Here is a 24,631-nt window from a genome sequence, read left to right on the forward strand (position 1 = left end):
TTCTCAATCAATGAGAGGCGAGTACGCGCCCGATCCCCCGTGCCGCCGCCAGCAGGGCCGGGACGTGCAGGTAGGCGTTGCCGTCGTTCGGCACGACCGCGCCGATCGCCGCCACCACCGCGCCCGAACCGTCCCGCACCGGCACGGCCACGCCCGTGGCGTCGAGGTGGTAGAAGCCGGCGCACAGCGCGTAGCCCTGCCGGCGGACGTCCGCGAGCGTCTCCCGCACCCGCGCGGGCCGCGTGGGTGTGCGGGGTGTGAACCGCCGCAACGGCGCGGCCAGGACGCGTTCCTGCTGCTCGGCCGCGGCGTGCGCGAGCAGCACCATGCCCGACGAGGACGCGTGCAGGTCGAGCCGCCCCGCGATCCGCGTGTAGTTGATCACGGCGTTCGGCGCCGACATCCGCTCGACGAACAGCACCTCGTCGCCGTCGAGGACCCCCAGCTGGACGTGGTGGCCGATCACCGCGTGCAGGTCCTCGAGGAAGGGCATCGCCGCCTCGCGCAACGACAGAGTGGGCGAGGCCCGCTGGGCCAGCTCCCACATCCGCACGCCGACGCGGACGGCCCCGTCGCTGCGGACCAGCAGGCCGTGCGCGGCGAGCTCGGCGACCAGCCGCGACGCCGTGGGGACGGGCAGCCCGGAGCGCCGCGCTATCTCGGTGACGGTGAGCGCCGGCTCGTCCGTGGTGAACGCCTCCAGCACCCGCACCACCCGGGCGACCACCGACTCCCCCGTCCGCACCCGCGGCATCGGTCGATGTTATGGCGTGGCCGTGACGAACGCGGCGAGGTCGGCCGACTGCTGCAGCCTGCTCGGCTCGTGCACGTACATCATGTGCCCGGCCTCGTAGTAGTGGACCTCGATCCGGTCGCGCAGCTCGTCGGGGATCGGGAGCACCGCGAGCACCTGCTCGGCCGCGAAGTACGGCGTGGCCCCGTCGTGGTAGCCGCAGGCCACGTGGACGCGCAGGTGCGGGTTGGTGCGCATCGCCGCCGACAGCTTGCCGACGACGGAGACGGCGCGGCCCTCGAACTCCCGGTACGACCACGGCTGCACCCGGCCGGTGAGGATCTCGTAGGGCAGGTCGTTGGCGTAGCCGAGTGCCGTGCGCACGTGCGAGTTGATCGCCGCCGTGTACGGGCCGGTGATCGCCGCGATCGACGGGTCGTGACCGGGCACCTCGCCGCCGTCGTCGGCCTCCCAGCCGGTGAACCGGCCGTCGATCCGCCCGACGGTGCGCCCCGACCCGCGCAGCAGCTCGCGGAAGAAGCGCAGGTGCTCGATCCGCAGCCGGACCCGGCGGACATAGCCCTCGTCGAGCCCGGACAGGGCCGCGAGGCGGGCCGCGACGCGGTCGAGGTCGGCGGCGGCCAGCCGGTTGCCCTGGGCGAGGGCCCACGGGTAGTCGCCCGCCGCGAAGTCGGTGGCGTCGGCGAGCACGTCGGCGAGCGACCGGCCCGGGTGCAGGCCGTGGTGGTGGGCGATCGCGGCGTACGTCGGCAGGAACAGCGGGTACGGGCGGTCGTTGCCCTCGGTGAACCGGATCGTGCCCATGTCGAGCACGCTCGAGATCAGCATCAGGCCGTTCACGTACATGCCGTACCGGTCCTGCAGGTGCTCGGCGAGCGCGGCGGCACGCAGCGTGCCGTACGACTCCCCGGCGAGGAACTTGGGCGAGAGCCAGCGCTCGTTCCGGGTGACCCACAACCGGATCACCTCGCCGACGGTCTCGACGTCGCCGGTGTAGCCGTGGAAGTCGGCCGGTTTGCCGCCCTCCACCGCGCGGGAGTAGCCGGTGGAGACCGGGTCGACGAACACCAGGTCGGAGTGGACGAGGAGCGACTCCTCGTTGTCGGTGAGCCCCCACGGCGGCGGCGCGAGCTCGCCGGCGTCGCCCATCACGACGCGGCGGGGCCCGAACAGCCCCATGTGCAGCCACACGCTGGACGAGCCGGGACCACCGTTGAAGGCGATCGTGACCGGCCGGGTGCCCGGCTCGGCGCCGTCGAGGGTGTAGGCGACGACGAAGACCTCGGCGTGCGGCTCGTGGCCGTCGAACGTGCCGTCGGTGTGCTTCTCCTTGCGCACGACGATCCGGCCGGCCGTCGCGGTGTAGGCCAGCTCGCCCGCTGGGGTACGGAGCGTGTGCGATGTGGTGACCAGGTCGTCGGTCGGCGGCTCGGGCTTCTCGTTCTGGGGATCTTCTTCGGCCACGTGCTGACACTAAGTGATCCGGTCGGCCTACGATGCACGCCATCATCGGAGAAGGAGATCGACGTGGTGCAGCTCCCCCGCCGGCAGTTCCTCTCTCTCGCCGGAGCGGCGGGTGCCACGCTCGGACTGGCCGCGTGCGGCGGGGCACCACCGCCGAACCCCGGGGCAGGCGGTGGCGGCGGCGCCGGTGAGGCCGTGGTCGGCACGTGGGGTGGCGACTACCAGAAGTTCCAGCAGGACTACGTCGAGCCGGTGCTGGCCGGCACCGACGGCGCGCCCACCGTCGTCTACGACGTGGGTGACCAGGTCGCGCGCATGACGAAGATGCGCACGGAGGGCCAGACCGGCGGGCCGGGCACCATCGACGTCACCGCGCTCTCCGACCAGCAGGCACAGGAGATCGCCGACGCATCGCTGCTCGCCAGGATCGACCCCGCGCGCCTGTCCCACTACGCCGACATCCGCGAGGACTTCCGCAACGACCTGTGGGTGCCGCACATCTACAGCGCCGGCGTGATCATCTACAACACCGAGCACGTGAACCCGGCACCCACCAGCTACGACGTGTTCTGGGACCCGGCCTACGCGGGCCGCATCGGGATCATGTCGATCCAGTGGGCCACCGAGTACTTCATGGCCGCGGCGCTCGAAGCGGGCGGCGACCCGGGCAACGACTGGGACGCGGGCTGGCAGCGGATGCTTCAGCGCAAGGGCACCGTGCGGGTCTACGAGTCCCAGGAGCAGCTCGGCCAGGCGCTGATGTCCGGCGAGGTGTGGCTGGCGTACAACTGGAAGGCGCGCGCCTACCAGTGGAAACAGGCCGGAGCACCGCTGGCGTCCGCCATCCCGCGGGAGGGCACGTTCCCGGTCGTCTTCACCGTCGGCATCCCGGCCAACGCCCCCAACCCGGACGGGGCCTACACCTACATCGACGCGATGCTCGACCCCGACGCGCAGCTGCAGTTCGCGCAGAACATGGGGTACTGGCCGACCGTCACCAACGTCGACCCGCCGCCGGAGCTGACCAGCGAGATCGGGTTCACGCCCGAGGAGGAGCAGCAGATCTACCAGGTCGACCTCTCCTACCTCGCGCAGAACAACGAACGGTGGCGCCGGCAGTACGTCGAGCAGCTCATCAACAGCTAGAAGCGGGAACCAGTGAACCTCGATCGCCGCACCGGCCGGCTCCTCGTGCTGCCCGCCGCGGTGATCACCGTCGTCTTCTTCGTGGCGCCGCTGGTCTACTTCCTGCGGTTCAGCTTCGAGCGGCCGTCGCGCACGGCGTTCTCGGAGCCGGCGTTCACGCTGGAGAACTTCACGCGGTTCTTCACCAGCCCGTTCCACGTGGAGGCGCTGACCCGCACCCTGCTGGTCGCGCTGGCGTCCACCGCGCTCGCGCTGCTGCTCGCGCTCCCGGTGGCGTACCTGATCACGAAGGCGAACGGCCGCACGAAGGCGCTGCTGATCATCCTGACCGTCTTCCCGCTGCTCGTCGGCAACGTCGTGCGCTCCATCGGCTGGGTCGCCCTGCTCGGCTACTCCGGGGTGATCAACACCGTGCTCACGGCGGTCGGCATCCTCGAGATGCCGGTCGAGCTGCTGCGGACCGCGAGCACCGTCACCGTGGCGATCACGTCGGTGGTGCTCCCGCTCATGGTGCTCACGCTGCAGGCGTCGCTCGAGTCGGTCGACCCGAACACCGAACGGGCCGCGCTGGACCTGGGCGCGCGCCCGCTGCGGGTGTTCCGCCAGGTCGTACTGCCGCAGATCGTGCCGGGGATCGCGGCGGGCACGTCGCTGGTGTTCGTGCTGTGCATCAACGCGTACGCCACGCCCCGGCTCGTCGGCGGCACCCAGGTGCCGATGCTCGCGCCGGTCATCTACGACACGATCTCGTCGGACAACAACTGGCCGTTCGGCGCGAGCATGGCCGCCCTGATGCTCGTCGTGAGCCTCGCGGTGGTGCTGCTGTACGGCAGGTTGCTGCGGCGCCAGTTCGAAGGGTGGCGGATGGCACGATGACCATGCCCCGATGGCTCGTCGTCGTGAGCGTGCTGGTGTTCGGCTTCATGCTGCTGCCGGTGGCGCTCGTGGTGTGGATGTCGTTCTTCGACAGCGAGTTCCTCACGTTCCCGCCGTCGGGCTACTCGCTGCGCTGGTTCGGCGGGCTCACCCGGGAGCGCGGGCTCTTCGGCGGGCTCCGGCTGTCGTTCGTGCTGGCGCTCTCCACCGCGCTGCTCGCGACGGCGCTCGGCCTCCTGGCCGCGATCGGGCTCGGCCGCGCCCGGCTGCGCAGGCGAGCCCTCCTGGAGAACGGGTTCCTGCTCCCGCTCCTGATCCCGGCGATCGTCAGCGGCGTCGCCATCTACATCTACCTCTACCAGCTGTCGTGGGCGCTGCAGGTCCGCCTCGTGCCGACGCTCGGCGCCCTGCTGCTCGCCCACACGACGATCACGCTCCCGTGGACGTTCCGGCTCGTGCACGCGGGCCTGTCGAGCCTCGGCACGGACGTCGAGCGCGCCTCGCTCGACCTCGGCCGGGGCCCGTGGCAGACGCTGTGGCGGGTGACGCTGCCGCTGCTGCGCCCGTCGCTCGTCGGCGCGTTCATCTTCGCGTTCATCTTCTCGTTCGCCGAGCTGGAGATCAGCCTGTTCCTCATCTCCCCCGGCCAGATCACGCTGCCGGTGGCGATGGTCCAGTACGCCGAGTTCCGCGTGGACCCCACGCTCGCCGCCGTGTCCACCGTGCAGATCCTGCTGGTGGGCCTGCTGCTGGTGATCTCCAACAGGTTCATCCGGTTCGGCCAGGTCCTGTCCGGAGGGGTGAAGGGGTGACTGCTCTCAGCATCGACGGCGTGAGCAAGTCGTTCGGCGCGACGCCGGTGCTCGACGGCGTCGACGTCGAGGTCGAGGCGGGCGAGCTGGTGAGCCTGCTCGGGCCGAGCGGGTGCGGCAAGACCACCACGCTGAACGTCGTGGCCGGCTTCCTGCCCGCCGACACCGGCCGGGTGCTGCTCGCCGGCGCGGACGTCACGGCGGTGCCGCCCTACCGGCGCGACACCGCCGTGGTCTTCCAGAACTACGCGCTCTTCCCGCACCTGCGCGTGCGGGACAACGTGGCCTACGGCCTGCGGGCCCGCAAGCTCCCGGCCGGCGACGTCGCGTCGCGGGTGCAGGAAGCCCTCACACTGATGGACATCGCGGGGTTGGGTGACCGCTACCCGGGCCAGCTGTCGGGCGGGCAGCAGCAGCGGGTCGCGGTGGCGCGGGCCGTCGCGGTCCGGCCGCGGGTGCTGCTCATGGACGAGCCGCTGTCCAACCTCGACGCCAAGCTGCGCCAGGAGATCCGCCTCGAGCTGCGCGCCCTGCAGCAGCGGCTGGAGCAGGCGGTCCTGTTCGTCACCCACGACCAGGAGGAGGCCCTGTCGATCTCCGACCGCATCGCCGTGCTGAACGCCGGGCGGGTGGAGCAGGTCGGCAGCCCGTCCGAGGTGTTCGAGGGCCCGCGCACGGTGTTCGTGGCCGACTTCATGGGCGTCGAGAACATCTTCCCCGGCACGGTCGTGGACGGCCGCTACCGCACCGCGGACGGCCTCGACCTGCCCGTGCCGAGCGCCGGGCCCGCCGACCACGTGGGCATCCGCCCCTCGGCGGTGCGGCTCGGCCCGGCGGGCGAACCGTCCCCCGGCGGGCACAAGGCGCGGATCACCGGCCGGGTCTACCTCGGCGACAGCGTCCGCTACCACCTGGAGCTCGAACCCGCCGGCATCGCGGTGGTCGCGGAGCGGCCGCGCAGTGCCGGGGGCTCGTGGCAGGCGGGCGACACGGTGCTGGCCTCCTTCGCGGCCGAGGATCTGCTCCCGCTGCACGAGCGCTGATTCTCGTACGAACGGCACTTTCGTCCGACAGGTTCGGACGAGAGTGCCGTTCGTGCAACAGAGGGCCGGGGCTCGGGCGGATCCGCGCCCGGTGATCGATCCGAGATGCGGGAAGCTGCCCTCACGACGGCATTCAGCGTCGTCTCGTAACGATCACGCCCGGCCACGCCGCACGCCCGACCTCGACGAGGCCGTCACCGCCGGGCGCCCACGCGACTATCCTGTGCTCCCGACTCCGTGACCCGCAGGGTGACCACACGCAGTCGACCTGCCGTCCAGGTGAGTGCCCGTACCCAGGTCCGGGAGGCAGGACGAGCATCTCGCCGCGCGCCCACAGGATCGGCAGTTCCCCACTCAGCCGCGTCCGTTCCGCCGCGCGCAACGCGCCACATGCCAACGCGCGCTCCCGAGGTGAATCCACGACAGCGCGCGAGGCCTGCCGCATCGCCGTCCCGACCGGCCAACGTGACGGGCACCCGAGAATCGCGCCGACCCCACTCAACCGCGATGGCAGTCTTCCTGCGCTGGGTCTCCGACCCCGTCCACCGCGGCGACGAGTGGTCACGGCATCGTGGCCGGCATGAACGATGCGGCTTGCGTGACGTTCCTGCAGTGGGCGTTGCCGCGGCTGGGCCGACGCTGGGAGGGCTACCGGAAGGTGCGCCGCCAGGTGTGCCGGCGCGTCATGCGCCGAATCGACCCAGCGCAGCGCGGAGGATATCCACGCCGTCGCGAGCAGTCACGTCGATCGCCGTCCCGGCCGGTGGGCCGAGCAACTCGTCCATCGGACTGTCGAACAGGTCTGCCAGCACCCGCGCCACTGCCGGCCGTGGACGGGCGATCTCACCGCCCGCGATGCGTTGCAGCTACCGCCAACTCACCGACACCCTGTCGCCACGCGCCCGCGCATGCTGTTCGAATCGATCAGCAATTTCGTGCCAGGTGTAGGGCCCTTCGGCGATGAGCTGTTCCAACAGAGTCCGAGGCTCCGCGAGCGACACGTCGATTCCCGCCCCCCGAACAGCCTCGTCCCGCGTCGCGCCATTGTCGCGACGCAGAGTGAATCGTCGCACACACGTCGTAGAGATGTCGTCACCGCCACTCGTTGGCTGGCAACCGTGGACCCCAGATCCGTCGTGGACGACACCTCGACGCCTCCATCACCGCTCTTCGTCGAGCTCACAGCCCTGTTCCGCGGGGAGCGCGGCGCCATCGGTCACGTGTTGGCCCAGCACGCCGACGACGGCACCGGACACTGTCGTGTCTGCACCTCCGGCGGGCAGGCCGGCCGCTATCGCCACCCTTGCGCGATCATGCTCGCCGCTGCGGAAGCGCAGAGATGCCGCCGGCAGCCGGCAGCGGGGCAGGGGTGAGCTACGACTGGGGCTCCACCGGGCTGGGAGACGCGCCGGCCGCGGCTGACGCGGATACTCTGCCGCTTCCGGCTGTCAGCGGCGCTCGGCACCGCAACAGACCGTCGGCTCGGGTCCGCATCCAGCTCAACCCACCCCGCCCGACCATCATGACCGCGGCCGGCCGCTCCGGCTGGGCCCTACGGCTCATGTGGTGGCGTGCCCGCGCCGGGGGACGCCGGTGTCGCCAGCCCGCACCGAGGCGCGAATCCCACTTGTGCCTACACGTAGTACATTCACGTAGGCACAAATGGGATCGGAGGGGTGCATGAGCATCGTGACGGTGCGCGAGTTCGCCTACAACCCCAGCGCGATGTTCGCTCGCGTCGAGAAGGGCGAGACCATCGAGGTGACCCGCCACGGCAAGGTCATCGCCACGCTGATACCGGCGCAACGCCAACCGAGGAGCCGCCACGACGAGCTCGTCGAGCGCGGGCTGATCCGGCCGGCGCCCGACGGCCCGACGGCAGGCGAGTGGGACAAGTTCACCCACATCGAGGTACCCGACGACGTCGATCCACTCGCCGTCCTGCTGGAGATGCGCGAGGACGAGCGGTGATCTATCTCGACGCATCGGCCATGGTCACCATGATCGTCGAGCGCACGTACGCCGACGACATGCGCGAGTACCTGGCCGAGCACGCATCGAGCAGGCCGTACACGAGCACGATCGGCTTCGTCGAGACGGTGCGAACGTGCGACGCCATCGGGACCTTCCCCGGTCTGATGACCCGCCTGCAGCATGAGTACCAGGAGGTCCAGGTCACCCATGAGGTCCGCGACGATGCCGCTCGACTGCCTGGACGCCTCCGGTCCCTATATGCCGTACATGTCGCGAGTGCCTCCCTGCTCGGCTCCGAACTGGTCGCGCTGGTCACCTACGACCAGCGCATGGCCGATGCTGCCCGCGGAGCAGGCCTGCCGGTGGCGATGCCGGGCATGAAGTGATCAGCTGACGATCCGCCGCGCCCACACCGCGAACAGCAGCAGGGCGAGCAGGGGGAACGCGGCGGCGACGGTGAGGGCGGTGGAGATGCCCGCCGCCGGGCCGGACGCGCCGGCGGTGCCGGCGAACACGGTCGACAGGACCGCGAGCCCCACGGATCCGCCCAGCTGCTGCATGGCCTGGTTCAGGCTGGAGGCGGCCCCGAGGTGCGCGCGGGGGGCGTTGTGCATGACCACCGCGGTGAGCGGGGCGATGGTGAGGCCGGCGCCCAGACCGAGCAGCAGGAACGGGCCGAGCAGCCCGCCGAGGTAGCCGCTGTCGGGCGTGAGGCGGGAGAGCCACACCAGTCCCGTCAGGAGTCCGATCATGCCGGCCGATCCGACCACGCGCTCCCCGTAGCGGGTCACCAGCCGGCCGACCGTGGAGTTGGTGGCGAGCATGCCGGCCGTGAAGGGGAGCACGGACAGGCCGGTCTGCAGCGGGCTGAACCCCAGGACGCCCTGGGTGTAGAGGGCGGCGAAGTAGAGGAACCCGAACTGGCCGGCCGGGATCAGCATCATCGCCAGCAGCGGGGCCGCGACGGCCGTGCGCGTGAAGAACGTCAGCGGGACCACCGGCGCGCCGTGGCGCCGCTCGGTCAGCACCAGGGCCACCAGGCCGGCGCCGGCCACGACGAACGACGCGATCACCCGCGCGCTCCCCCAGCCCTGGTCGGCGGCCGCGGTCAGGCCGTGGACCAGGGCCAGCATCCCGATCGTGGAGAACACCGCCCCGCCGACGTCCAGGCGGCCCGGGTGGCGGTCCGCCTCGGGGACCAGCGCCCGGACCCCGAAGAACACCACCGCGCCGATCGGCACGTTGACGAACATCACCCACTCCCACCCGAGGCCGGAGGTCAGCGCACCGCCCAGGAGCAGCCCGAGAGCCGCACCGAGCCCGATCGACACGACGAAGAGCGACATCGCCCTCGCCCGCTGCGCGCCCGGTTCGGTGATCGACATCAGCAGCACAAGCGTGCTGGGCGCCGCGAGCGCCGCGCCGACGCCCTGGAGGACCCGCGCGGTGATCAGCATCCCCGGGGTGACGGCCAGCCCGCCGAAGGCGGACGCGGCGACGAAGACGGAGATCCCGATCAGCAACGCGCGGCGGGGGCCGATGATCGATCCCACCCGGCCGCTCAGCAGGACCAGCCCGCCGAAGACCAGCGCGTAGGACGTCACGACCCAGGAGAGGCCCGCGGCGGAGAAGCCGAGCTCGTCCCGGATCACCGGAAGGGCGACGTTCACGACGCTGTTGTCGATCACCAGCGTCACCTGCATCAGGGTGAGTACCAGCAACGATGCGTACGGCATCGGTGCGGTGGTTCGGTCCGCCCCGGTGGCGGTGGGAGACACCATGTGGATCTTCACTCCTCGCGGACCCGGACGTCCGCCGGGCTCCGGGAGTCTCAACCGATCCTTGCCGCACGTGATCCATCCCTTGCCGAAGTGGCAAGAAACCCGGGTGGCCGGCCGCTCGGGTTCCCGCGTCGGCGCGCCGGGGTCTTCTAGACTCCGCTCGACGACCACGACGCTCGTACCGGATCGGAACGCCCATGCCCGAGGACGCGGTCACTCCGGCGATCCGCCTGCCGACCGCGAAGATCGGCCTCGTCACCAAGGTCGCGCGGATGTACCACGAGCAGGGCATCCGGCAGCCGGAGATCGCCGCCCGCCTGAGCATGTCCCAGTCCCGGGTGTCGCGGCTGCTGAAGGAGGCGGTCGACCTCGGGGTCGTCCGCACCGTCGAGGAGACCGTGCGCACCGCGTACGGGCTGTCCGACGTCGTCGTCGCGGACGTCACGGCCGAGGACGACACGCCGGTGCTGAGCGCGCCGGGCGCGCTGTGGGACCGGCGGACCGGGGAGGCCGTCGGCCCGCTGCTCGGCTGGCAGGACCGCCGCACCGCGGGCGCCTGCGTCGAGCTGGCGGCCACCGGCGCCGGTGACCTCGTCCGCACGGGCGACCGGCCGGCCGGAGAAGCAGTCCATCGACTGCGAGCTCGTCACGCCGGACAACGCGGGCGAGTTCGGCGTCTTCCGCAAGCAGTGAGTGCCGGTCACGGGGTGAGCAGCGGCGCGAGGGCCTGGTCGATCGCGTCGAGGGTCTTCATCGCCGCGGCGTAGGTGGCGGCCTCGGTGTGGCGGATCGGGAAGGCCCGGCCCGCCCGCACGGCGGGCAGGTTCCTCCACAGCTGCGAGTCGAGCACCTGCTGCACCGCCGCCGCCACCGCCCCGTCCGGGTTCACGCTGTAGGTGATCGCGTCGGCCTCGCCGAGGCCGCTGCCGATCTCCTCGACCGACAGGTACTCGCTCACGGCCTGCGACCCGGGGCCGGGGTTCCGGGGCGCCCGCCTCGATCAGCGCCGGGACCGCGTAGCCGGTGGCGACGATCCGCTGCGGCTGCGCGGGTATGGTGACCTGGCCGTTGTCGGCGGCGACGGTGCGCGTCCCGCCGGCCGGGGCGGGCGCGGCGGCCTGCCCGGTGGCCCCGCAGCCCGCGGTGACGAGCGCGAGCACGACCGCTGCGAGGCGGGACGACCGGCGCAGATCCATGACGATGCCCCCGAGGTAGGTAAGGGTTACCTTAGGTCATCGCCTGCGGGCATCGTCATCTGTCCTGGTCGCCCCCGGACGGACCGCCACCTCGATGCCGTCATCCGCGCGATGAGGGCCGGGCCGCCGCTTTCCTACCGTCGATGACGTGCCTTCCGAGAGCCTCGCCGCCGCGATCGCCCGCGCCGGAAGCCCGGTCGACCTGCTCCGGAACGCCCCGACCCCGGCCCACACCTTCCCGATCAGGCCGGAGTTCACGAACTGGCGCTCCGAGCAACGGGCGTGGGCGCAGACGTGCGCGCTGCTCGACCAGTCCCATCACATGACCGACCTGTTCCTCGAGGGCGCGGACGCGGAGCGGCTGCTCGCCGGTCTCGCCGTCAACACCTTCGGGAACTTCGGCGTGAACAGGGCCAAGCAGTTCGTCGCCGTCAACGCCGACGGCCACCTGATCGGCGACGCGATCCTGTTCCACCTGGAGGACGAGCTCTACGACCTGGTCGGCCACCCCATGGTCGTCGACTGGGTGCAGTTCCACCTCGAGACCGGCGAGTACGAGGTTGCGGCGGAACGCGACGACAACTCCGCCGTGCGTACCGGCCCGCCCCGGCTCTACCGCTACGAGCTGCAGGGCCCCACCGCCGCCGCCGTGATCGAGCGGGCCACCGGCGCTCCGCTCCCCGCGACGAAGTTCTTCCACATGGCCGAGTTCACGATCGCCGGCCGACGGGTCCACGGGCTGCGCCACGGCATGGCCGGGCAGCCCGGCTTCGAGCTGTTCGGGCCGTGGTCCGACGGCGAGGCCGTCCTCGCGGCCCTGCTCGACGCCGGGAAGGAGCACGGGCTCGTCCGGGCGGGCGCCAAGGCCTACTCGACGGCGAACCTGGAGTCCGGCTGGGTGCCCGCGCCCCTCCCGGCGATCTTCGGCGACGACCAGCAGCTCTCGGCCTACCGCGAGTGGCTGCCGGCCACGGCCGTCGGATCCCTCGGCGGCAGCGTCGACGCCACCGAGATCGCCGACCACTACCTCACCCCTTACGACGTCGGCTACGACCGCAACGTCCGGTTCGACCACGACTTCGTCGGCCGCGCCGCCCTGGAGCGGATCGCCCAGGCGCCCCCGCGCCGGAAGGTCACCCTCGTGTGGAACGCCGACGACGTCGCCGCGGCGATCGGCTCGCTGTTCGCCCCGGGCCCCGGCGCGAAGCACCTCGAGCTGCCCAAGGCCCGCTACGCCCTGCACCAGCAGGACAAGGTCCTGATCGGCGACCGGCAGGTGGGCGTGTCCCTCGACTGCGGCTACATCGCGAACGAGCGGGCCATGGTCTCGCTCGCCACCGTCGACGCCGCCCACAGCGCGCCCGGCACCGAGGTCGCCGTGCTGTGGGGCGAGGAACCGAACTCCGCGAAGCCGCAGGTCGAGGACCACCGGCTCTGGAAGATCCGGGCCACCGTCGCCCCGGCCCCGTACGTGCAGTTCGCCCGCGACCAGTACCGGGGGAAATGATGTCCACAGAAACGAACGATCCCGTCAGCCACCCCGAACCGGTCTTCTCGAGGCGGGAGGCGCTGGTCCGGGCGTTGCGGAACTCCAGCTACGAGATCCTCCCGTTCAAGAAGACCGAGGCGGGCGTCCTGGAGCACGTCCCCCTGGACGTTCCCCTGACCGTCACCACGACGGAGGCCAAGGGCCTCGGCCCGACCGTCGACCTGGCCGTGCGCCTGTGCCGCCACGGGTACGACGCCGCGCCGCACCTCGCCGCCCGGCTCGTCCGCGACGGGGCGCACCTCACCGACCTCGTCGCGGAGCTGCGGGAGGCGGGGGTCCGCAACGTCTTCGTGATCGGCGGGGACGCGGCCGAGCCGGCCGGCACGTTCCGCGACGCCCTGAGCCTCCTGCAGGGCCTCGACGAGATCGGCCACCCGTTCGCGGGCGTCGGCATCGGCGGCTACCCCGAGGGCCACGGCCACATCAGCGACGACCTGATCGAGAAGGCCCTCGAGCAGAAGGCGCCGCACGCCACGCAGGTCATCACCCAGCTCTGCTTCGACGCCGACACCACCGTGAGCTGGGCCCGCACCATCCAGGCCCGCGGCGTCGGCCTGCCCGTCCGCGTCGGCATCCCCGGCGCCGTGAGCCGCCAGAAGCTCATGCGGATCTCGGCGGGGATCGGCCTCGGCCAGTCCGCCCGCTTCCTCAAGAAGCAGCAGAACATGCTGTGGCGGTTCTTCCTGCCCGGCGGCTACAGCCCCAACCGGCTCATCCGCCGGCTCACCCCCAGCTTCGGCGAGGCCCACAGCAACCTGGCAGGCTTCCACGTCTTCACCTTCAACGAGCTGGAGAAGACGCAGACATGGCGCAAGGAGTGGCTCGCCCGGCTGGAGGCATCGTGACTCCGCACCACCCCGGACAGCACGGCGTGCTCACGCTGTCCTGCCCGGACACGCTCGGCATCGTGCACGCGGTCTCCGGGTTCCTCGTGGAGCACGGGTGCACGATCCGGGAGAGCCAGCAGTTCGAGGACCCCGACAGCGGCACGTTCTTCATGCGGGTGCAGTTCGCCCGGGCCGACGGCGGCGAGCTCGACGTCCCCGCCCTGCGCGCCGGCTTCGCCGACGTGTCCGCCGGGTTCGGCATGACCTGGCGCATGGTCGACGCCTCCGAGCGTCAGCGCGTGCTCATCATGGTCAGCAAGTTCGCCCACTGCCTCAACGACCTGCTGTTCCGCACCTCCGTGGGTGAGCTCAACCTCGACGTCGTCGCCGTGGTGTCCAACCACCCCGACCTGGGCCGCCTCGCCGACAACTACGACGTCCCGTTCCGCCACATCCCCGTCACCGCGGACACCAAGTCCGAGGCCGAGGCCGCGCTGCTCGACGTCGTCCGCGAGGAGCGGATCGACCTCGTGGTGCTGGCCCGCTACATGCAGATCCTCTCCGACGACCTGTGCAAGCAGCTGGACGGGCGCGCCATCAACATCCACCACTCGATGCTCCCCAGCTTCAAGGGCGCGCGCCCCTACCACCAGGCCCACGCCCGCGGCGTCAAGGTCATCGGCGCCACCGCCCACTACGTCACCGCCGACCTCGACGAGGGCCCGATCATCGATCAGGAGCTCATGCGGGTGGACCACACCATGAGCGCCGAGGAGTTCGCCGCCCACGGCCGCGAGGTGGAGTGCCGGGCCCTGGCCCGCGCGGTGCGCTGGCACACGGAGAACCGGGTGGCCCTCAACGGGACGAAGACGGTGGTCCTGCACTAGCCATGATCGTTCCGAGATGGCACTCCGCGCCCGCGCGGGGCGGCCGGTGCGTCTCGGATCGATCAAGGGCGCTCGGCAGGGCACGCGGGCGGCACTCACGTCCAGCTCTGTCGAACGGGCGCGCGGCGAGATGCTCGTCCTGCCTCCCGGACCTGGGTACGGGCACTCATCGTGCTACCTCGATCGCTACGAGATCACACTGAACGCCCTGGTGAAGACAGCTTCCCGCATCTCGGATCGATCACCAGGCGCCGACCGTCCGCGCCTGTCGGGCGAGAGTGCCGTTCGTATGATCAGCTCGGCTCCACCAGGCCCTCCCGCACCGCCACGAGCGCGGCCTGGGTGCGGGAGGTCAGGTTCAGCTTTCCGAGCACGTTGCTGACGTGCGTGCGGGCCGTGCGCTCGCTGATCACCAGTTCGGCCGCGATCTCCTTGTTGGACATGCCGGCGGCCACGAGGACGAGGATCTCGCGCTCCCGCGAGGTGAGGGCGGCCAGGCCACTGCGCGGGCCGCGGATCTCCTGGGCGAGCCGGCGGGCGACGGCGGCGTCGAGGAACACCTCGTCGCGGGCCGCGGCGTACAACGCGGCCGCGAGCTCGGCCGCCCCGGCGTCCTTGAGCAGGTAGCCGGCCGCGCCGTTCTGCAGCGCCGCGTGCACCCGCTCGTTCTCCCCGAAGCTCGTGAGGATCACCACCCGCACCGACGGGAACCGCCGTGCGATCTCCGCGGTGGCGGCCACCCCGTCCATGCGCGGCATCTGCAGGTCCATGAGCGCGACGTCCGGGAGCGCCCCGGCGGAGTTCAGGGCATCGAGCTTCTCGAGCGCGTCCCGGCCGTCGACGGCCTCGCCCGCCACCTCGACGTCGTCGAGCACGTCGAGGTAGGAGACCACGCCGCGGCGGACCACGGAGTGGTCGTCGACGACGAGCACCCGCAGGGCACTCATCGCGCCGCGCCCACCGGGGCGGAAGGCACGGCCACGGCGACGCCGGCGCGGGCGTCGCGGAGCGCCGCGACCACACGCACGGCGTCGGCCGACCCGGCGGCGTCGTGCACCCGCACGCCCCAGGCGCCCGCGAGCGCCGCAATGACGGTGGTGGCCACCGTGGCGGCGTCCCGGTCCGCGGCCGTCCGGCCCTCCGGGAGCACGTCGGCGAGGAAGCTCTTGCGCGACGCCCCGACCAGCACCGGGTACCCGAGCGCGACGAGCGCGTCCAGGTGGGCGAGCAGCGTCCAACTGTGCTCGGCGCGCTTGGCGAAGCCGATCCCGGGGTCGAGGATCAGCCGTCCGGGATCCACGCCCGCGGCGACCGCGTCGTCGACGCGCGCCCTCAGCTCCGCGGCCACGTCCCGCACGACGTCGTCGTACACGGCCGTGGCGTACATGTCGCGGCTGGCGCCACGGGCGTGGGTGAGCACCCACGACACCCCGGTCTCCGCCACGACCGCGGCCATCCCCGGGTCCGCCCGCCCGCCCGTCACGTCGTTGACGATCACGGCGCCGGCGGCGACGGCCGCCGCGGCGACGCGCGCCCTCGTCGTGTCCACGCTCACGGAGACACCCGCCGCCGTCAGCTCGGTCACCACGGGCAGCACCCGACGCAGCTCGGTCTCGGCGTCGACCCGCCCGGCACCGGGCCGGGTCGACTCCCCTCCGACGTCGACGCAGTCGGCACCCGCCGCGCGCAGCGCGACGCCGTGCGCGACCGCGGCCTCCGTCGTCGCGTACCACCCGCCGTCGGAGAACGAGTCCGGGGTGACGTTGACGACGCCCATGACGCTGCAGCGATCGAGCACCATCGCAGTGACGCTAGAGGTCGCCACGTGGCCGGCCATCCCGCGCATGACCGGTCTCGCCCCGGCACTCCGTCATCGGGCCGCGTACGTCATATGACCAGGAGCGCGGCCACGTCACTCACCCCGGTCGACCGGGGGCGGTGCGAACTCCTGCAGCTCGCCCTTCAGCTCGCCGGCGAACACGTCGCGCACCGCCTCCCCGGTCCAGCCGCCGGACCGCAGCTGCTCGGCGACCTGGCCGGGATGGGTCCACAGCGCGATGCGGTCACCGCCCACGGCGATGGCCTGGCCCGTGACGCCGGCCGACTCGGCAGACGCCAGGTAGACGACGAGCGGGCCGACGTCGTCGGGCGTGCCGAGGCCCCGCCGGCGGACGTTCTCCGGGATCGGTTCACCCCGGTCGGCCTTCTCGACGAGCTCGCCGAGGCCGGGGATGGTCGCGACCATGCGGGTCAGCGCGGTCGGGACGACCGCGTTCACCGTCACGCCGATCTTCGCGTGCTCCACGGCCCAGGTGCGCATCATGGCGACGATCGCGCCCTTCGACGCGGAGTAGGCGGTCTGGCCGAAGCTCGCCCGCTGCCCGGCCGGGGAACCCACCAGGATCAGCCGGCCGCCCTCACCCTGCTCCCGGAAGCGCGCCGCCGCGGCGCGGCCGCAGGTGAACGTGCCGCGCAGGTGGCTCGTGACCACCAGGTCGAAGTCGTCGTCGGTGGTGTTGCGCAGCGTCTTGTCGCGCAGCGCGCCCGCGTTGGTGATCATCACGTCGAGCCGGCCGAACTCGTCGACGGCCCGGGCGACGAGGGCGTCGGCGACCTCCGACCCGCCGACGGCACCGACCTCGGCCACCGCGTTCCCGCCTGCGTCGACGATCGACGCCACCGTCTCCCGCGCCACGTCCGCGTCGAGGTCGTTGACCACGACGGACGCGCCCGCGGCCGCGAGCGCACGCGCGTAGGAGCGGCCGAGGCCGCGCCCGGCCCCGGTGACCACGGCAACCCTGCCGTCGAGCATGGAGTTCCTCCTCAGTTGACGACCCTCTGGTGGGACACCGAGACGGGCAGCGGGATGACCGCCCGCACGGATGTCCCGGCCCCCGACCGGGGCCGGACGCGCAGCGTGCCGCCCCACCGTTCCGCGCGTTCGCGCATGCTCGTCAGCCCGTACCGGTCCGACCTGGCCGGACCGGTGGCCGCGCGGGCGGCGCGCACGCCGCGCCCGTCGTCGGCGACGCTCACGGTCAGCACGTGGTCCCGGATCCCGAGGCGGACGGTGACGGCGCCGGCCTCGGCGTGCTTGACGACGTTGTGGATGGCCTCGGCGACGATGCGGTAGGCGTCCTCGGTGATCTCGGAGCCCACATCGGCCAGTCCGTCACCGACGACCAGGTCGAAGCGCAGGCCGGTCCGGTTGCCGGTGCTCTCGACGAGCGCCCGCACCGCCTCCCCCAGCCCGATCTGCGCCGACGTCGAGGGCCGCAGCTCGTGCACCATCGCCCGCAGGCCCGCGAGCACGGTCTTGGACAGGTCCTCGATCTCGCCGGCGATCCGCTGCACGTTCGGCGCGGGCACCGCGCCACCGCGCCCGCCGAGCACGGCGAGCGACTTCGCCTGCATCCCGACCGAGAACACCTGCTGGACGATCGAGTCGTGCAGGTCGCGGGCCAGGCGCTGGCGCTCCTCCCGGCGGGCCAGCGCACGCTCCTCGTGCAGCAGCGCGGCGTAGTCCACCGCCACCGCCGCCTGCTCGGCCATCGCCACCAGGAACTCCAGCGTGGACCGGCCGACGACCTGGCCCGGCGCGAAGAACGCGTTCATCACGCCCTCCGTCCGGCCGCGGATCATCAGCGGGACGCTGGCGAACGAGTCCCACTCGAGCTCGCTGAGGTACTCCCGCAGCGGAGCCCACGCGGGGTCCTCCTCGATCACCCCCCAGCGGTGGGGCACCACCACGGGTTCCCGCTGGTCGAGCGCCTCGAGCATGCGCAGCGCGCCGCCGCGCGCCCGGCAGCGCATGAGGCGGTCGAAGAAGTCCGGCCACCGCCGGAACCCGGCCGACCCCATGATCTGCAGCTTCCGGCCGGCGCCGTCGAACGTGATGATCTGCACCGCCGCGAGCGCATCGGCCAGCACGACCTCGCGAGCCAGCGCGTCGAGCATCGCCGTGACGGACCGGGCCGATGTGAGCGTCGCGGAGGCCCGCGCGATCGCCGCCACACGCCGCTGCCGCTGCCGCTCCGCGGTGACGTCGCGGAAGGCGACGACCGTGGCGCGCACCGGCCCGGGGAGCGGACGGGCGCGGTACGCGAACTCCCGGCGCACCCCCGCGGCCGGCGCCCAGACCGACACCTGCTCGGCCGGCTCGTCCTCGAGCAGACCCGCCGCGCCGACGGGTGCCGGGCAGGCGAGCTCGAAGGGCGCGGACGTGCCGACGAGATCGTCCGGACTCCGACCGCAGAGCTCGGCCGCCGCCGCGTTCAGCTGGACGAAGCGCCCGTGGCCGTCCACGACGGCCAGGCCGTCGGGGGCGTGCTCGGACAGCTCCGACCAGTCCACGAGCGGGCCAGTGGCCGGCGCAACGGCGACTCCCGAACCTCGACCGGGCATCCGACCTCCTCCCGGCCTCTCCGTGTCCGGCCGGGATCACTAGCATGCCCACGCGCGGCGCGCGCCGTCATCCCGGCGTCGCCTTCCGGGCCCGATCCGCGTCATGTGTCTCGGCCGCACTCGGTCGCCGGACCAAGGGCGATCGGTCATTCCGCGCTGTCCGCGCCCGGACCGGGTTCCTAACCTGTGACCCATGGACGTGAGCCGGCTGACCGCGATCGACGTGCACACCCACGTTCTGGCATCCGTCGACGAGGGGGCGCGCTCGAGCGGCGAGGCCGCCGCGCTCGCCGGGACGTTCGGGGTGATCCCCGAGCTCACCGTCCCCGAGCTCGCCGCCTACTACCGGGAGCGGTCGATGGCGGCGGTCGTCTTCACGGTCGACTCCATCACCCGCTCGGGGCGGGAACCGCGCGTGTCGAACGAGGAGATCGCCGAGCAGGCCGCGGAGTACACCGACACGCTCATCCCGTTCGCCAGCGTCGACCCCGGCCGCGGCGCCGCGGCCGTGCGGATCGCCCGCCGGCTGATCGAGGACCACCACGTGCGGGGGTTCAAGTTCCACCCGAGCACCCAGGAGTTCTACCCGAACGACCGGGCGGCGTACCCGCTGTACGAGGTGATCGCCGAGGCCGGCCTGCCCGCGCTCTTCCACAGCGGCCAGACCGGCGTGGGCTCGGGCCAGCGCGGCGGTGGCGGCATCCGGCTGAAGTACTCCAACCCGATCCACCTCGACGACGTCGCCGTCGACTTCCCCGACATGCCGATCGTGATCGCCCATCCCTCGGTGCCCTGGCAGGACGAGGCCCTCGCGGTGGCGGGCCACAAGCCGCAGGTCTACATCGACCTGTCCGGGTGGTCGCCCAAGTACTTCCCGCCGCAGCTGGTCCGGCAGGCGAACTCCCTGCTGAAGAAGAAGGTGCTCTTCGGGTCGGACTTCCCGGCGCTCACGCCGGACCGCTGGCTCGCCGACTTCGCGAAGCTCGACCTCAAGGACGAGGTCCGGCCGCTGATCCTCAAGGAGAACGCGATCCGGCTGCTCGGCCTCGAGGCCTGATGTGGACGTCTCGTTCGGGACGGTGTGGGAAGCGGTGGCCGACCACATCCCGGACGAGATCGCCGTCTCCGAGCCCGGGCGCGACCGGTCCTACGCCGAGTTCGACGACCGCGCATCCCGCCTCGCCGCCGCCCTCGAGGCGGCCGGCGTGGGGCCGGGCGACACCGTCGCGTGCTACCTCTACAACGGCTCCGCGTACCTGGAGACCGTGTTCGCCGCGTTCAAGATCGGGGCGGTCCCGGTCAACGCGAACTACCGCTACACGGGCCACGAGCTCACCGAACTGCTCGCCGACGCGGACGCCGCGGCCGTCGTGTTCAGCGGAACGCTCGGCGGGAACGTCGGGCACGCCGCGGAGCACGTCCGCACCCTGCGGCTGCTGGTGCGCGTCGGCCCCGGTGCCGGCCCCGACGCCCGGGAGCTGGACGAGGTCCTCGCCACCACTCCCCCACGCCCGCACACCCCGCGCCCGGGCTCGGACCGGCTGTTCATGTACACCGGCGGCACGACGGGCAAGCCGAAGGGCGTGATCTGGCGGCAGGCCGACCTCCTGCACAGCATCGCGGTGGCGGTCTTCGGGCCGCTCGGCCGCACGACCCTCCCGGCCACGCTCGACGAGGCGGTGGAGGTGGCGGTGGCCGCGCGCACGGAGGGGCGCGCGCCGACGATGATGCCGGTCGTCCCGCTGATGCACGGCACGGGCATGTTCAACACGATGGGCGCCCTGCTCGTCGGCGGCCGGGCGGTCACGGCCGGTCCGGGCCGGCTCGACCCGCGCCGCGTGTGGGAGACCGTCGCGACGCAGCGGGTCAGCACCATGATCGTCGCGGGCAACGCGGTCACCCAGCCGCTGGTCGGCGAGCTACTGGCCGCCGAGGAGGCCGGGCGGCCCCACGACCTCTCCGCGCTGCGGGGGATGATCAGCTCCGGTACCGCCTTCAGCGACCGGCTCAAGCGGGCCCTCCACGAGCGCGCACAGGTGACGATCACAGATGCCATCGCCTCCAGCGAGGGCGGGCCGTTCGCGTTCGCGATCACGCGCTCGGTGGACGACCTCCCGTCGCGGTTCCTCCCGGTGCCCGCCACCGCGGTCATCGGCGGCGACGACCGCATCGTCGAACCGGGTAGCGGCGAGGTCGGCGTCCTCGCCTACAGCGGGCCGATGCCCCTGGGCTACTACAAGGACAGCGCGAAGACGGCCACGACCTTCCGCACGATCGACGGCGTCCGCTACGCCATCCCCGGCGACCACGCCCGGCTCGACGCCGACGGGGCGATCCACTTCCTGGGCCGCCGCTCGGGTGTCATCAACACCGGCGGCGAGAAGGTGCACCCCCAAGAGGTCGAGAACGCGCTCCTCACCCACCCCGACGTCACCGACTGCGCGGTGGTCGGCGTGCCCGACCCGACGTGGGGCGAGAGCGTGGCCGCGGTCGTCGCGACGCCCGCAGCGCCCACCGAAGGAGAGCTGCAGGAGTGGGTCCGGCGCACGCTCGCGGGCTACAAGGTGCCGCGCCGCATCGTACGGGTCGAGCACCTGCCGAGGACCCCGACGGGCAAGCTGGAGGTGGCGCGGGCACGGGCCATCGTGGAACGCTCCGGACCCGTCACACACTAATTGTGGTGCTCGCACACGAACTGCAGTTGCTGTGTGAGCACCACTGTTGGTGTGTGAGCGCCTGGCCGCCGCCGTCCCGCCTGCTGTCGCGGCGGCGCCGCGCTGTCAGCCGGCGTAGAGCCAGTCGATGTAGCGGAAGTCGCCGGGGTCGCGGTCGCGCAGCAGGGCGTTGCGGGTGGCGCGGAACAGGCCGTCGCAGTGCCAGAAGTCGCCCCACTGGCGCGCGGTGCGCTGCACCCGGGCGGTGCGGGCGGTGCGGATCTCGGCATAGGCGGCCAGCGCCCGGTCCCAGTCGGTGGTGTCGCCCGTGCGCGCCTTCGTGGCCTGCTCCGCGAGCTGGGCGGCGTCCTCGAGGGCCTGGCAGGCGCCCTGGGCGAGGTACTGGAGCATGGGGTGGGCGGCGTCGCCGGTGAGGACGAGGCGGCCGTCCACCCAGGTGGTGACGGGGTCGCGGTCGTACATCCGCCACCAGCGGTTGCGCCACAGGTTCGGCAGCGCCTCCTGGATGCGGTCGCAGGCGGCGGCGAACGCGCCGTCGAGCTCGTCCGGGGTGCCCCACTCCTGCTCGCCGGCCAGTGCCTTGGGCGACCGGAACACCGCGACCTGGTTGAACATCTCGCCCCGCCGCAGCGGGTACTGCACGAAGTGGCAGCCGGGCCCGATGAAGACGACGACGTCGTCGAGGGCGAGGCCCGAGGTGTCGGGCAGGTCGGCGAGCGGGAGCGCCCCCCGGTAGGCGACGTAGCCGGAGCTCACCGGCTCGTCGGCGCTGAGCCGGGCGCGCAGCCGGGATCCGAGGCCGTCGGCGGCGACGACGACCCGGCCGGTGTCGCGGCGGCGGCCCCCCACCGCGGCTGCGTGGTCGGCGGCGAGTTCCACATCGTCGACGGTGGCGTCCGTGACGAGGTCGACGCCGGCCTCCCGGCACCCCCGGAGCAGGGCGGACAGCAGGTCGCTGCGGTGGGTCACCACGTACGGCGCGCCGTAGCGGCGGGCGGTCTCGGCGACGTCGACGTGGGTGAGCTCGCTGCCGTCGAGGGCATCGCGCATGACGAGACGGCGCGGCGTCACGCCCAGGTCGACGACCTCGTCGAGCAGGCCCCACGACCGCAGGAGGCGGGTGGCGTTCGGGGCGATCTGCAGGCCCGCGCCCACCTCACCGAACTCCGACTCCTGCTCGAGGACCCGGACGGAGTAGCCGGCGCGCGCGAGCGCGAGCGCGCTCCCGAGCCCGCCGATGCCGCCCCCGACGACGACGGCGTCCACGTCGGCGGGCATCTCAGACCGGCGCGGGGACCGCGGCCCGGGCGACGTTGCGCTGGCCGCCCAGCCCCTCGATCTCGGTGGTCAGGACGGCCCCGTCGGCGAGGTAGCGCGCGGGCTTCCGGGCGTGGCCGACCCCGCCCGGCGTGCCGGTGGCGATCACGTCGCCCGGGTTGAGGGTGACGATCCGCGAGACGTAGGCGACCAGCGCGACCGGGTCGAAGACCAGGTCGGACGTGTTGGCGGCCTGCACGGTCTCGCCGTCGACCGCGCACGCCAGGTCCAGGGAGGGCCGAGCGCCGCCCGGCAGCTCGTCCGCGGTGACCAGCTGCGGCCCGAACGGTGTGGTGGCCTCGAACGTCTTGCCCTGCAGCCACTGCAGGGTGCGGTACTGCCAGTCGCGCATGGTGACGTCGTTGAGCACCGCGAACCCGGCGATGGCCGCCTCGGCCTCCGGCCCGCTCGCCCGGCGCACCGGGGCGCCGACGACGACGGCGAGCTCGGCCTCCCAGTCCACCATCTCCGACGCGGGGTCGAGCGCGACCTCGTCCCGCGGTCCGACGAGCGCCTCGGCGAACTTCGCGAAGAGCGTGGGGTGCTCCGGCAGCTCCCGCCCCATCTCCAGGATGTGGGTGCGGTAGTTCAGGCCCACGCAGAAGATCTTCCCCGGGCGCGGCACCAGCGGGGCGACGTCGGCGGCCGCGAGGTCGTGCTGCGGCCCGGCCGCGGCCGCCGCGCGCTCGCGCCATGCCGGGTCGGCGAGCAGCGCGCCGACGTCGGAGGCGTCGATCTCGACGGCGGACCCGCCCTCGATGCGGGCGGCGCGCGTGCCGCCCCCGGTACGCAGGGTCGTCAGCCTCACGCGGGGGCTCCTTCCACCTGGACGCGGTCGGCGTGCAGGCGTTCGAAGATCGGGGTGTCGGAGAAGCGGAACAGGTCGACGCCGCTGTCGGCCGTGACCGTCAGCGGCACCCAGGACGGCACGGCGACGAGGTCACCGCGCCCGACCTGCCACTCGCGCTCGCCGACCCGCACGGTGCCGGCGCCGTCGAACACCTGCCAGACCGCGGAGCCGACCTCGCGCCGGGTGGCGGTGGTGGTGCCCGGGCGCAGCCGGTGCATCTCCGCGCGCATCGTCGGCATCACGTCGCCACCCGTGGTCGGGTTGGTGAAGCGGACGGCCGCGTGCCCCGGCTCCACCACACCCGGGTGCCCCTCGTCCTCGAGCGCGAGCTGCTCGGTGAGGGCCGCGTCGGTGTGCTCCCACCGGTAGGCGGCGATGGGCGAGCTGGGGGTCGGACCGGGCTGCGAGACCGGCCGGAGGCCGGGATGGGCCCAGAGCCGCTCGGCGCGCGATCGGGCCGGCGTCGAGCGGTCGGCGACCTCGTCCGGGCCGAGCTCGAAGAACGCGGAGCCGACCTGGTGGACGAACGGGATGTCGAGCCCGTCGAGCCACGCCATCGGCTGGTCGGCCTGGTTGTGGTGGCCGTGGAACCGCCAGCCCGGGGTGAGCAGGAAATCGCCCCGGCGCATGGCGACCGGGTCGCCGTCGACGACGGTCCAGACGCCCTCGCCCTCCACGACGAACCGGAAGGCGTGCTGGGTGTGCCGGTGGACCGGGGCGTCCTCGCGCGGGTTCAGGTACTGGATCGCGGCCCACAGCGTGGGCGTGGCGTAGGGGGCACCGCCCAGCCCGGGGTTGGCGAGCGCGATGGCCCGGCGCTCGCCACCGCGGCCGACCGGCACCAGGTCCCCGGACCGCTCCGCCAGCCGCAGCAGGTTCTGCCACCGCCACAGGTGCGCCCGGGCCGCCGGGCGCGGGCTCGTCGGCATCAGGTCGCCGATCTCGGTCCACAGCGGCACGAGCAGCTCCTGCTCGAACCCGCGGTAGAGGTCCTCGAGCGCCGGGGTCCGCTCCGGCTGCCCCGGCCCGTCGACCGCCTTCAGCGTCACCGGCGAGAGCGTCGTCGTCATGCCGCA

Annotated in this window: 24 protein-coding genes; 12 read left to right on the forward strand and 12 right to left on the reverse strand. The window is 72.6% G+C overall.

Going from position 1 to position 24,631, the window contains the following annotated elements; translation table 11 throughout:
* Positions 1-7: 7 nt before the first annotated feature.
* Both ACU436_RS01480 and ACU436_RS01485 read right to left on the reverse strand, forming a co-directional pair.
* Positions 8-754, reverse strand: coding sequence for an IclR family transcriptional regulator (locus ACU436_RS01480; RefSeq protein ID WP_459020789.1), 747 nt, complete (start codon positions 752-754; stop codon positions 8-10).
* 9 nt (positions 755-763) lie between these two features.
* Positions 764-2,218, reverse strand: coding sequence for a S10 family peptidase (locus tag ACU436_RS01485; RefSeq protein WP_459020790.1), 1,455 nt, complete (start codon positions 2,216-2,218; stop codon positions 764-766).
* Positions 2,219-2,281: 63 nt separating this feature from the next.
* Here ACU436_RS01485 and ACU436_RS01490 point away from each other — a divergent pair, with 63 nt between their 5' ends.
* From ACU436_RS01490 to ACU436_RS01505, 4 genes are read left to right on the forward strand one after another with little or no spacing between them, the layout of a single operon-like run.
* Positions 2,282-3,364 (forward strand): ABC transporter substrate-binding protein, encoded by a 1,083-nt coding sequence (locus ACU436_RS01490; RefSeq protein ID WP_459020791.1) that lies wholly within the window; start codon positions 2,282-2,284, stop codon positions 3,362-3,364.
* A gap of 12 nt (positions 3,365-3,376) precedes the next feature.
* On the forward strand, positions 3,377-4,240 hold the full coding sequence (locus ACU436_RS01495) for an ABC transporter permease (RefSeq protein WP_459020792.1): 864 nt from the start codon (positions 3,377-3,379) through the stop codon (positions 4,238-4,240).
* Positions 4,237-5,052, forward strand: coding sequence for an ABC transporter permease (locus ACU436_RS01500; RefSeq protein WP_459020793.1), 816 nt, complete (start codon positions 4,237-4,239; stop codon positions 5,050-5,052). Before ACU436_RS01495 ends, ACU436_RS01500 begins: the two co-directional genes overlap by 4 nt.
* Positions 5,049-6,095 (forward strand): ABC transporter ATP-binding protein, encoded by a 1,047-nt coding sequence (locus ACU436_RS01505; RefSeq protein WP_459020794.1) that lies wholly within the window; start codon positions 5,049-5,051, stop codon positions 6,093-6,095. Before ACU436_RS01500 ends, ACU436_RS01505 begins: the two co-directional genes overlap by 4 nt.
* 683 nt (positions 6,096-6,778) lie before the next feature.
* Here ACU436_RS01505 and ACU436_RS01510 read toward each other — a convergent pair.
* Entirely contained in the window at positions 6,779-6,907 is a 129-nt protein-coding gene (locus tag ACU436_RS01510; RefSeq protein WP_459020795.1) for a hypothetical protein, read from the reverse strand.
* A gap of 868 nt (positions 6,908-7,775) precedes the next feature.
* On the opposite strand from ACU436_RS01510, the gene ACU436_RS01515 reads away from it, so the two are divergent.
* Both ACU436_RS01515 and ACU436_RS01520 read left to right on the forward strand, forming a co-directional pair.
* The gene (locus ACU436_RS01515) at positions 7,776-8,066 is read left to right on the forward strand and encodes a type II toxin-antitoxin system Phd/YefM family antitoxin (RefSeq protein WP_459020796.1); all 291 of its coding nucleotides are present in this window, start codon (positions 7,776-7,778) and stop codon (positions 8,064-8,066) included.
* Complete coding sequence (locus tag ACU436_RS01520; protein WP_459020797.1) at positions 8,063-8,455, forward strand: type II toxin-antitoxin system VapC family toxin; 393 nt, start codon at positions 8,063-8,065, stop codon at positions 8,453-8,455. The genes ACU436_RS01515 and ACU436_RS01520 overlap by 4 nt, the downstream gene beginning before the upstream one ends.
* Here ACU436_RS01520 and ACU436_RS01525 read toward each other — a convergent pair whose 3' ends face one another.
* A complete protein-coding gene (locus ACU436_RS01525) occupies positions 8,456-9,850 on the reverse strand; it encodes an MFS transporter (RefSeq protein WP_459020798.1) in 1,395 nt (464 codons plus the stop codon).
* Between the two features lie 197 nt (positions 9,851-10,047).
* On the opposite strand from ACU436_RS01525, the gene ACU436_RS01530 reads away from it, so the two are divergent.
* Entirely contained in the window at positions 10,048-10,617 is a 570-nt protein-coding gene (locus tag ACU436_RS01530) for a hypothetical protein (RefSeq protein ID WP_459020799.1), read from the forward strand.
* Here ACU436_RS01530 and ACU436_RS01535 read toward each other — a convergent pair.
* Positions 10,551-10,808 (reverse strand): hypothetical protein, encoded by a 258-nt coding sequence (locus ACU436_RS01535; RefSeq protein WP_459020800.1) that lies wholly within the window; start codon positions 10,806-10,808, stop codon positions 10,551-10,553. The two genes, ACU436_RS01530 and ACU436_RS01535, sit on opposite strands and share 67 nt — an antisense overlap.
* Before the next feature lie 386 nt (positions 10,809-11,194).
* Here ACU436_RS01535 and ACU436_RS01540 point away from each other — a divergent pair, with 386 nt between their 5' ends.
* Genes ACU436_RS01540 through purU form a run of 3 tightly spaced genes read left to right on the forward strand, consistent with a single transcriptional unit; the run spans position 11,195 to position 14,309 of the window.
* Complete coding sequence (locus ACU436_RS01540) at positions 11,195-12,553, forward strand: aminomethyl transferase family protein (RefSeq protein ID WP_459020801.1); 1,359 nt, start codon at positions 11,195-11,197, stop codon at positions 12,551-12,553.
* The gene (locus ACU436_RS01545; protein WP_459020802.1) at positions 12,553-13,440 is read left to right on the forward strand and encodes a methylenetetrahydrofolate reductase; all 888 of its coding nucleotides are present in this window, start codon (positions 12,553-12,555) and stop codon (positions 13,438-13,440) included. Before ACU436_RS01540 ends, ACU436_RS01545 begins: the two co-directional genes overlap by 1 nt.
* Positions 13,437-14,309, forward strand: coding sequence for a formyltetrahydrofolate deformylase (gene purU / locus ACU436_RS01550; protein ID WP_459020803.1), 873 nt, complete (start codon positions 13,437-13,439; stop codon positions 14,307-14,309). The genes ACU436_RS01545 and purU overlap by 4 nt, the downstream gene beginning before the upstream one ends.
* Positions 14,310-14,602: 293 nt before the next feature.
* On the opposite strand, the gene ACU436_RS01555 is transcribed toward purU, so the two are convergent.
* The 4 genes from ACU436_RS01555 to ACU436_RS01570 form a co-directional block, all read right to left on the reverse strand.
* Positions 14,603-15,256, reverse strand: a complete 654-nt coding sequence (locus ACU436_RS01555; RefSeq protein WP_459020804.1) for a response regulator — start codon at positions 15,254-15,256, stop codon at positions 14,603-14,605.
* Positions 15,253-16,110, reverse strand: coding sequence for a dihydropteroate synthase (gene folP / locus ACU436_RS01560; RefSeq protein ID WP_459020805.1), 858 nt, complete (start codon positions 16,108-16,110; stop codon positions 15,253-15,255). Before folP ends, ACU436_RS01555 begins: the two co-directional genes overlap by 4 nt.
* 111 nt (positions 16,111-16,221) lie before the next feature.
* Positions 16,222-17,121, reverse strand: coding sequence for an SDR family NAD(P)-dependent oxidoreductase (locus ACU436_RS01565; RefSeq protein WP_459020806.1), 900 nt, complete (start codon positions 17,119-17,121; stop codon positions 16,222-16,224).
* 11 nt (positions 17,122-17,132) lie between these two features.
* On the reverse strand, positions 17,133-18,713 hold the full coding sequence (locus tag ACU436_RS01570; RefSeq protein ID WP_459020807.1) for a GAF domain-containing sensor histidine kinase: 1,581 nt from the start codon (positions 18,711-18,713) through the stop codon (positions 17,133-17,135).
* A 193-nt stretch (positions 18,714-18,906) separates the two neighbouring features.
* Here ACU436_RS01570 and ACU436_RS01575 point away from each other — a divergent pair, with 193 nt between their 5' ends.
* Positions 18,907-19,770, forward strand: coding sequence for an amidohydrolase family protein (locus ACU436_RS01575; RefSeq protein WP_459020808.1), 864 nt, complete (start codon positions 18,907-18,909; stop codon positions 19,768-19,770).
* Between the two features lies 1 nt (position 19,771).
* Positions 19,772-21,388 carry an AMP-binding protein gene (locus tag ACU436_RS01580; protein ID WP_459020809.1) on the forward strand — a complete coding sequence of 539 codons (1,617 nt, stop codon included), beginning with the start codon at positions 19,772-19,774 and terminating at the stop codon, positions 21,386-21,388.
* Between the two features lie 105 nt (positions 21,389-21,493).
* Here the strand turns inward: ACU436_RS01580 and ACU436_RS01585 are convergent, their stop codons facing one another.
* Genes ACU436_RS01585 through ACU436_RS01595 form a run of 3 tightly spaced genes read right to left on the reverse strand, consistent with a single transcriptional unit; the run spans position 21,494 to position 24,625 of the window.
* On the reverse strand, positions 21,494-22,666 hold the full coding sequence (locus tag ACU436_RS01585) for an FAD-dependent monooxygenase (RefSeq protein ID WP_459020810.1): 1,173 nt from the start codon (positions 22,664-22,666) through the stop codon (positions 21,494-21,496).
* A 1-nt stretch (position 22,667) separates the two neighbouring features.
* Positions 22,668-23,513, reverse strand: a complete 846-nt coding sequence (locus ACU436_RS01590; protein ID WP_459020811.1) for a fumarylacetoacetate hydrolase family protein — start codon at positions 23,511-23,513, stop codon at positions 22,668-22,670.
* Complete coding sequence (locus ACU436_RS01595) at positions 23,510-24,625, reverse strand: cupin domain-containing protein (protein ID WP_459020812.1); 1,116 nt, start codon at positions 24,623-24,625, stop codon at positions 23,510-23,512. The genes ACU436_RS01590 and ACU436_RS01595 overlap by 4 nt, the downstream gene beginning before the upstream one ends.
* Positions 24,626-24,631: the final 6 nt, after the last annotated feature.

The sequence above is a fragment of the Pseudonocardia wallangbongensis genome (genome assembly GCF_054486945.1).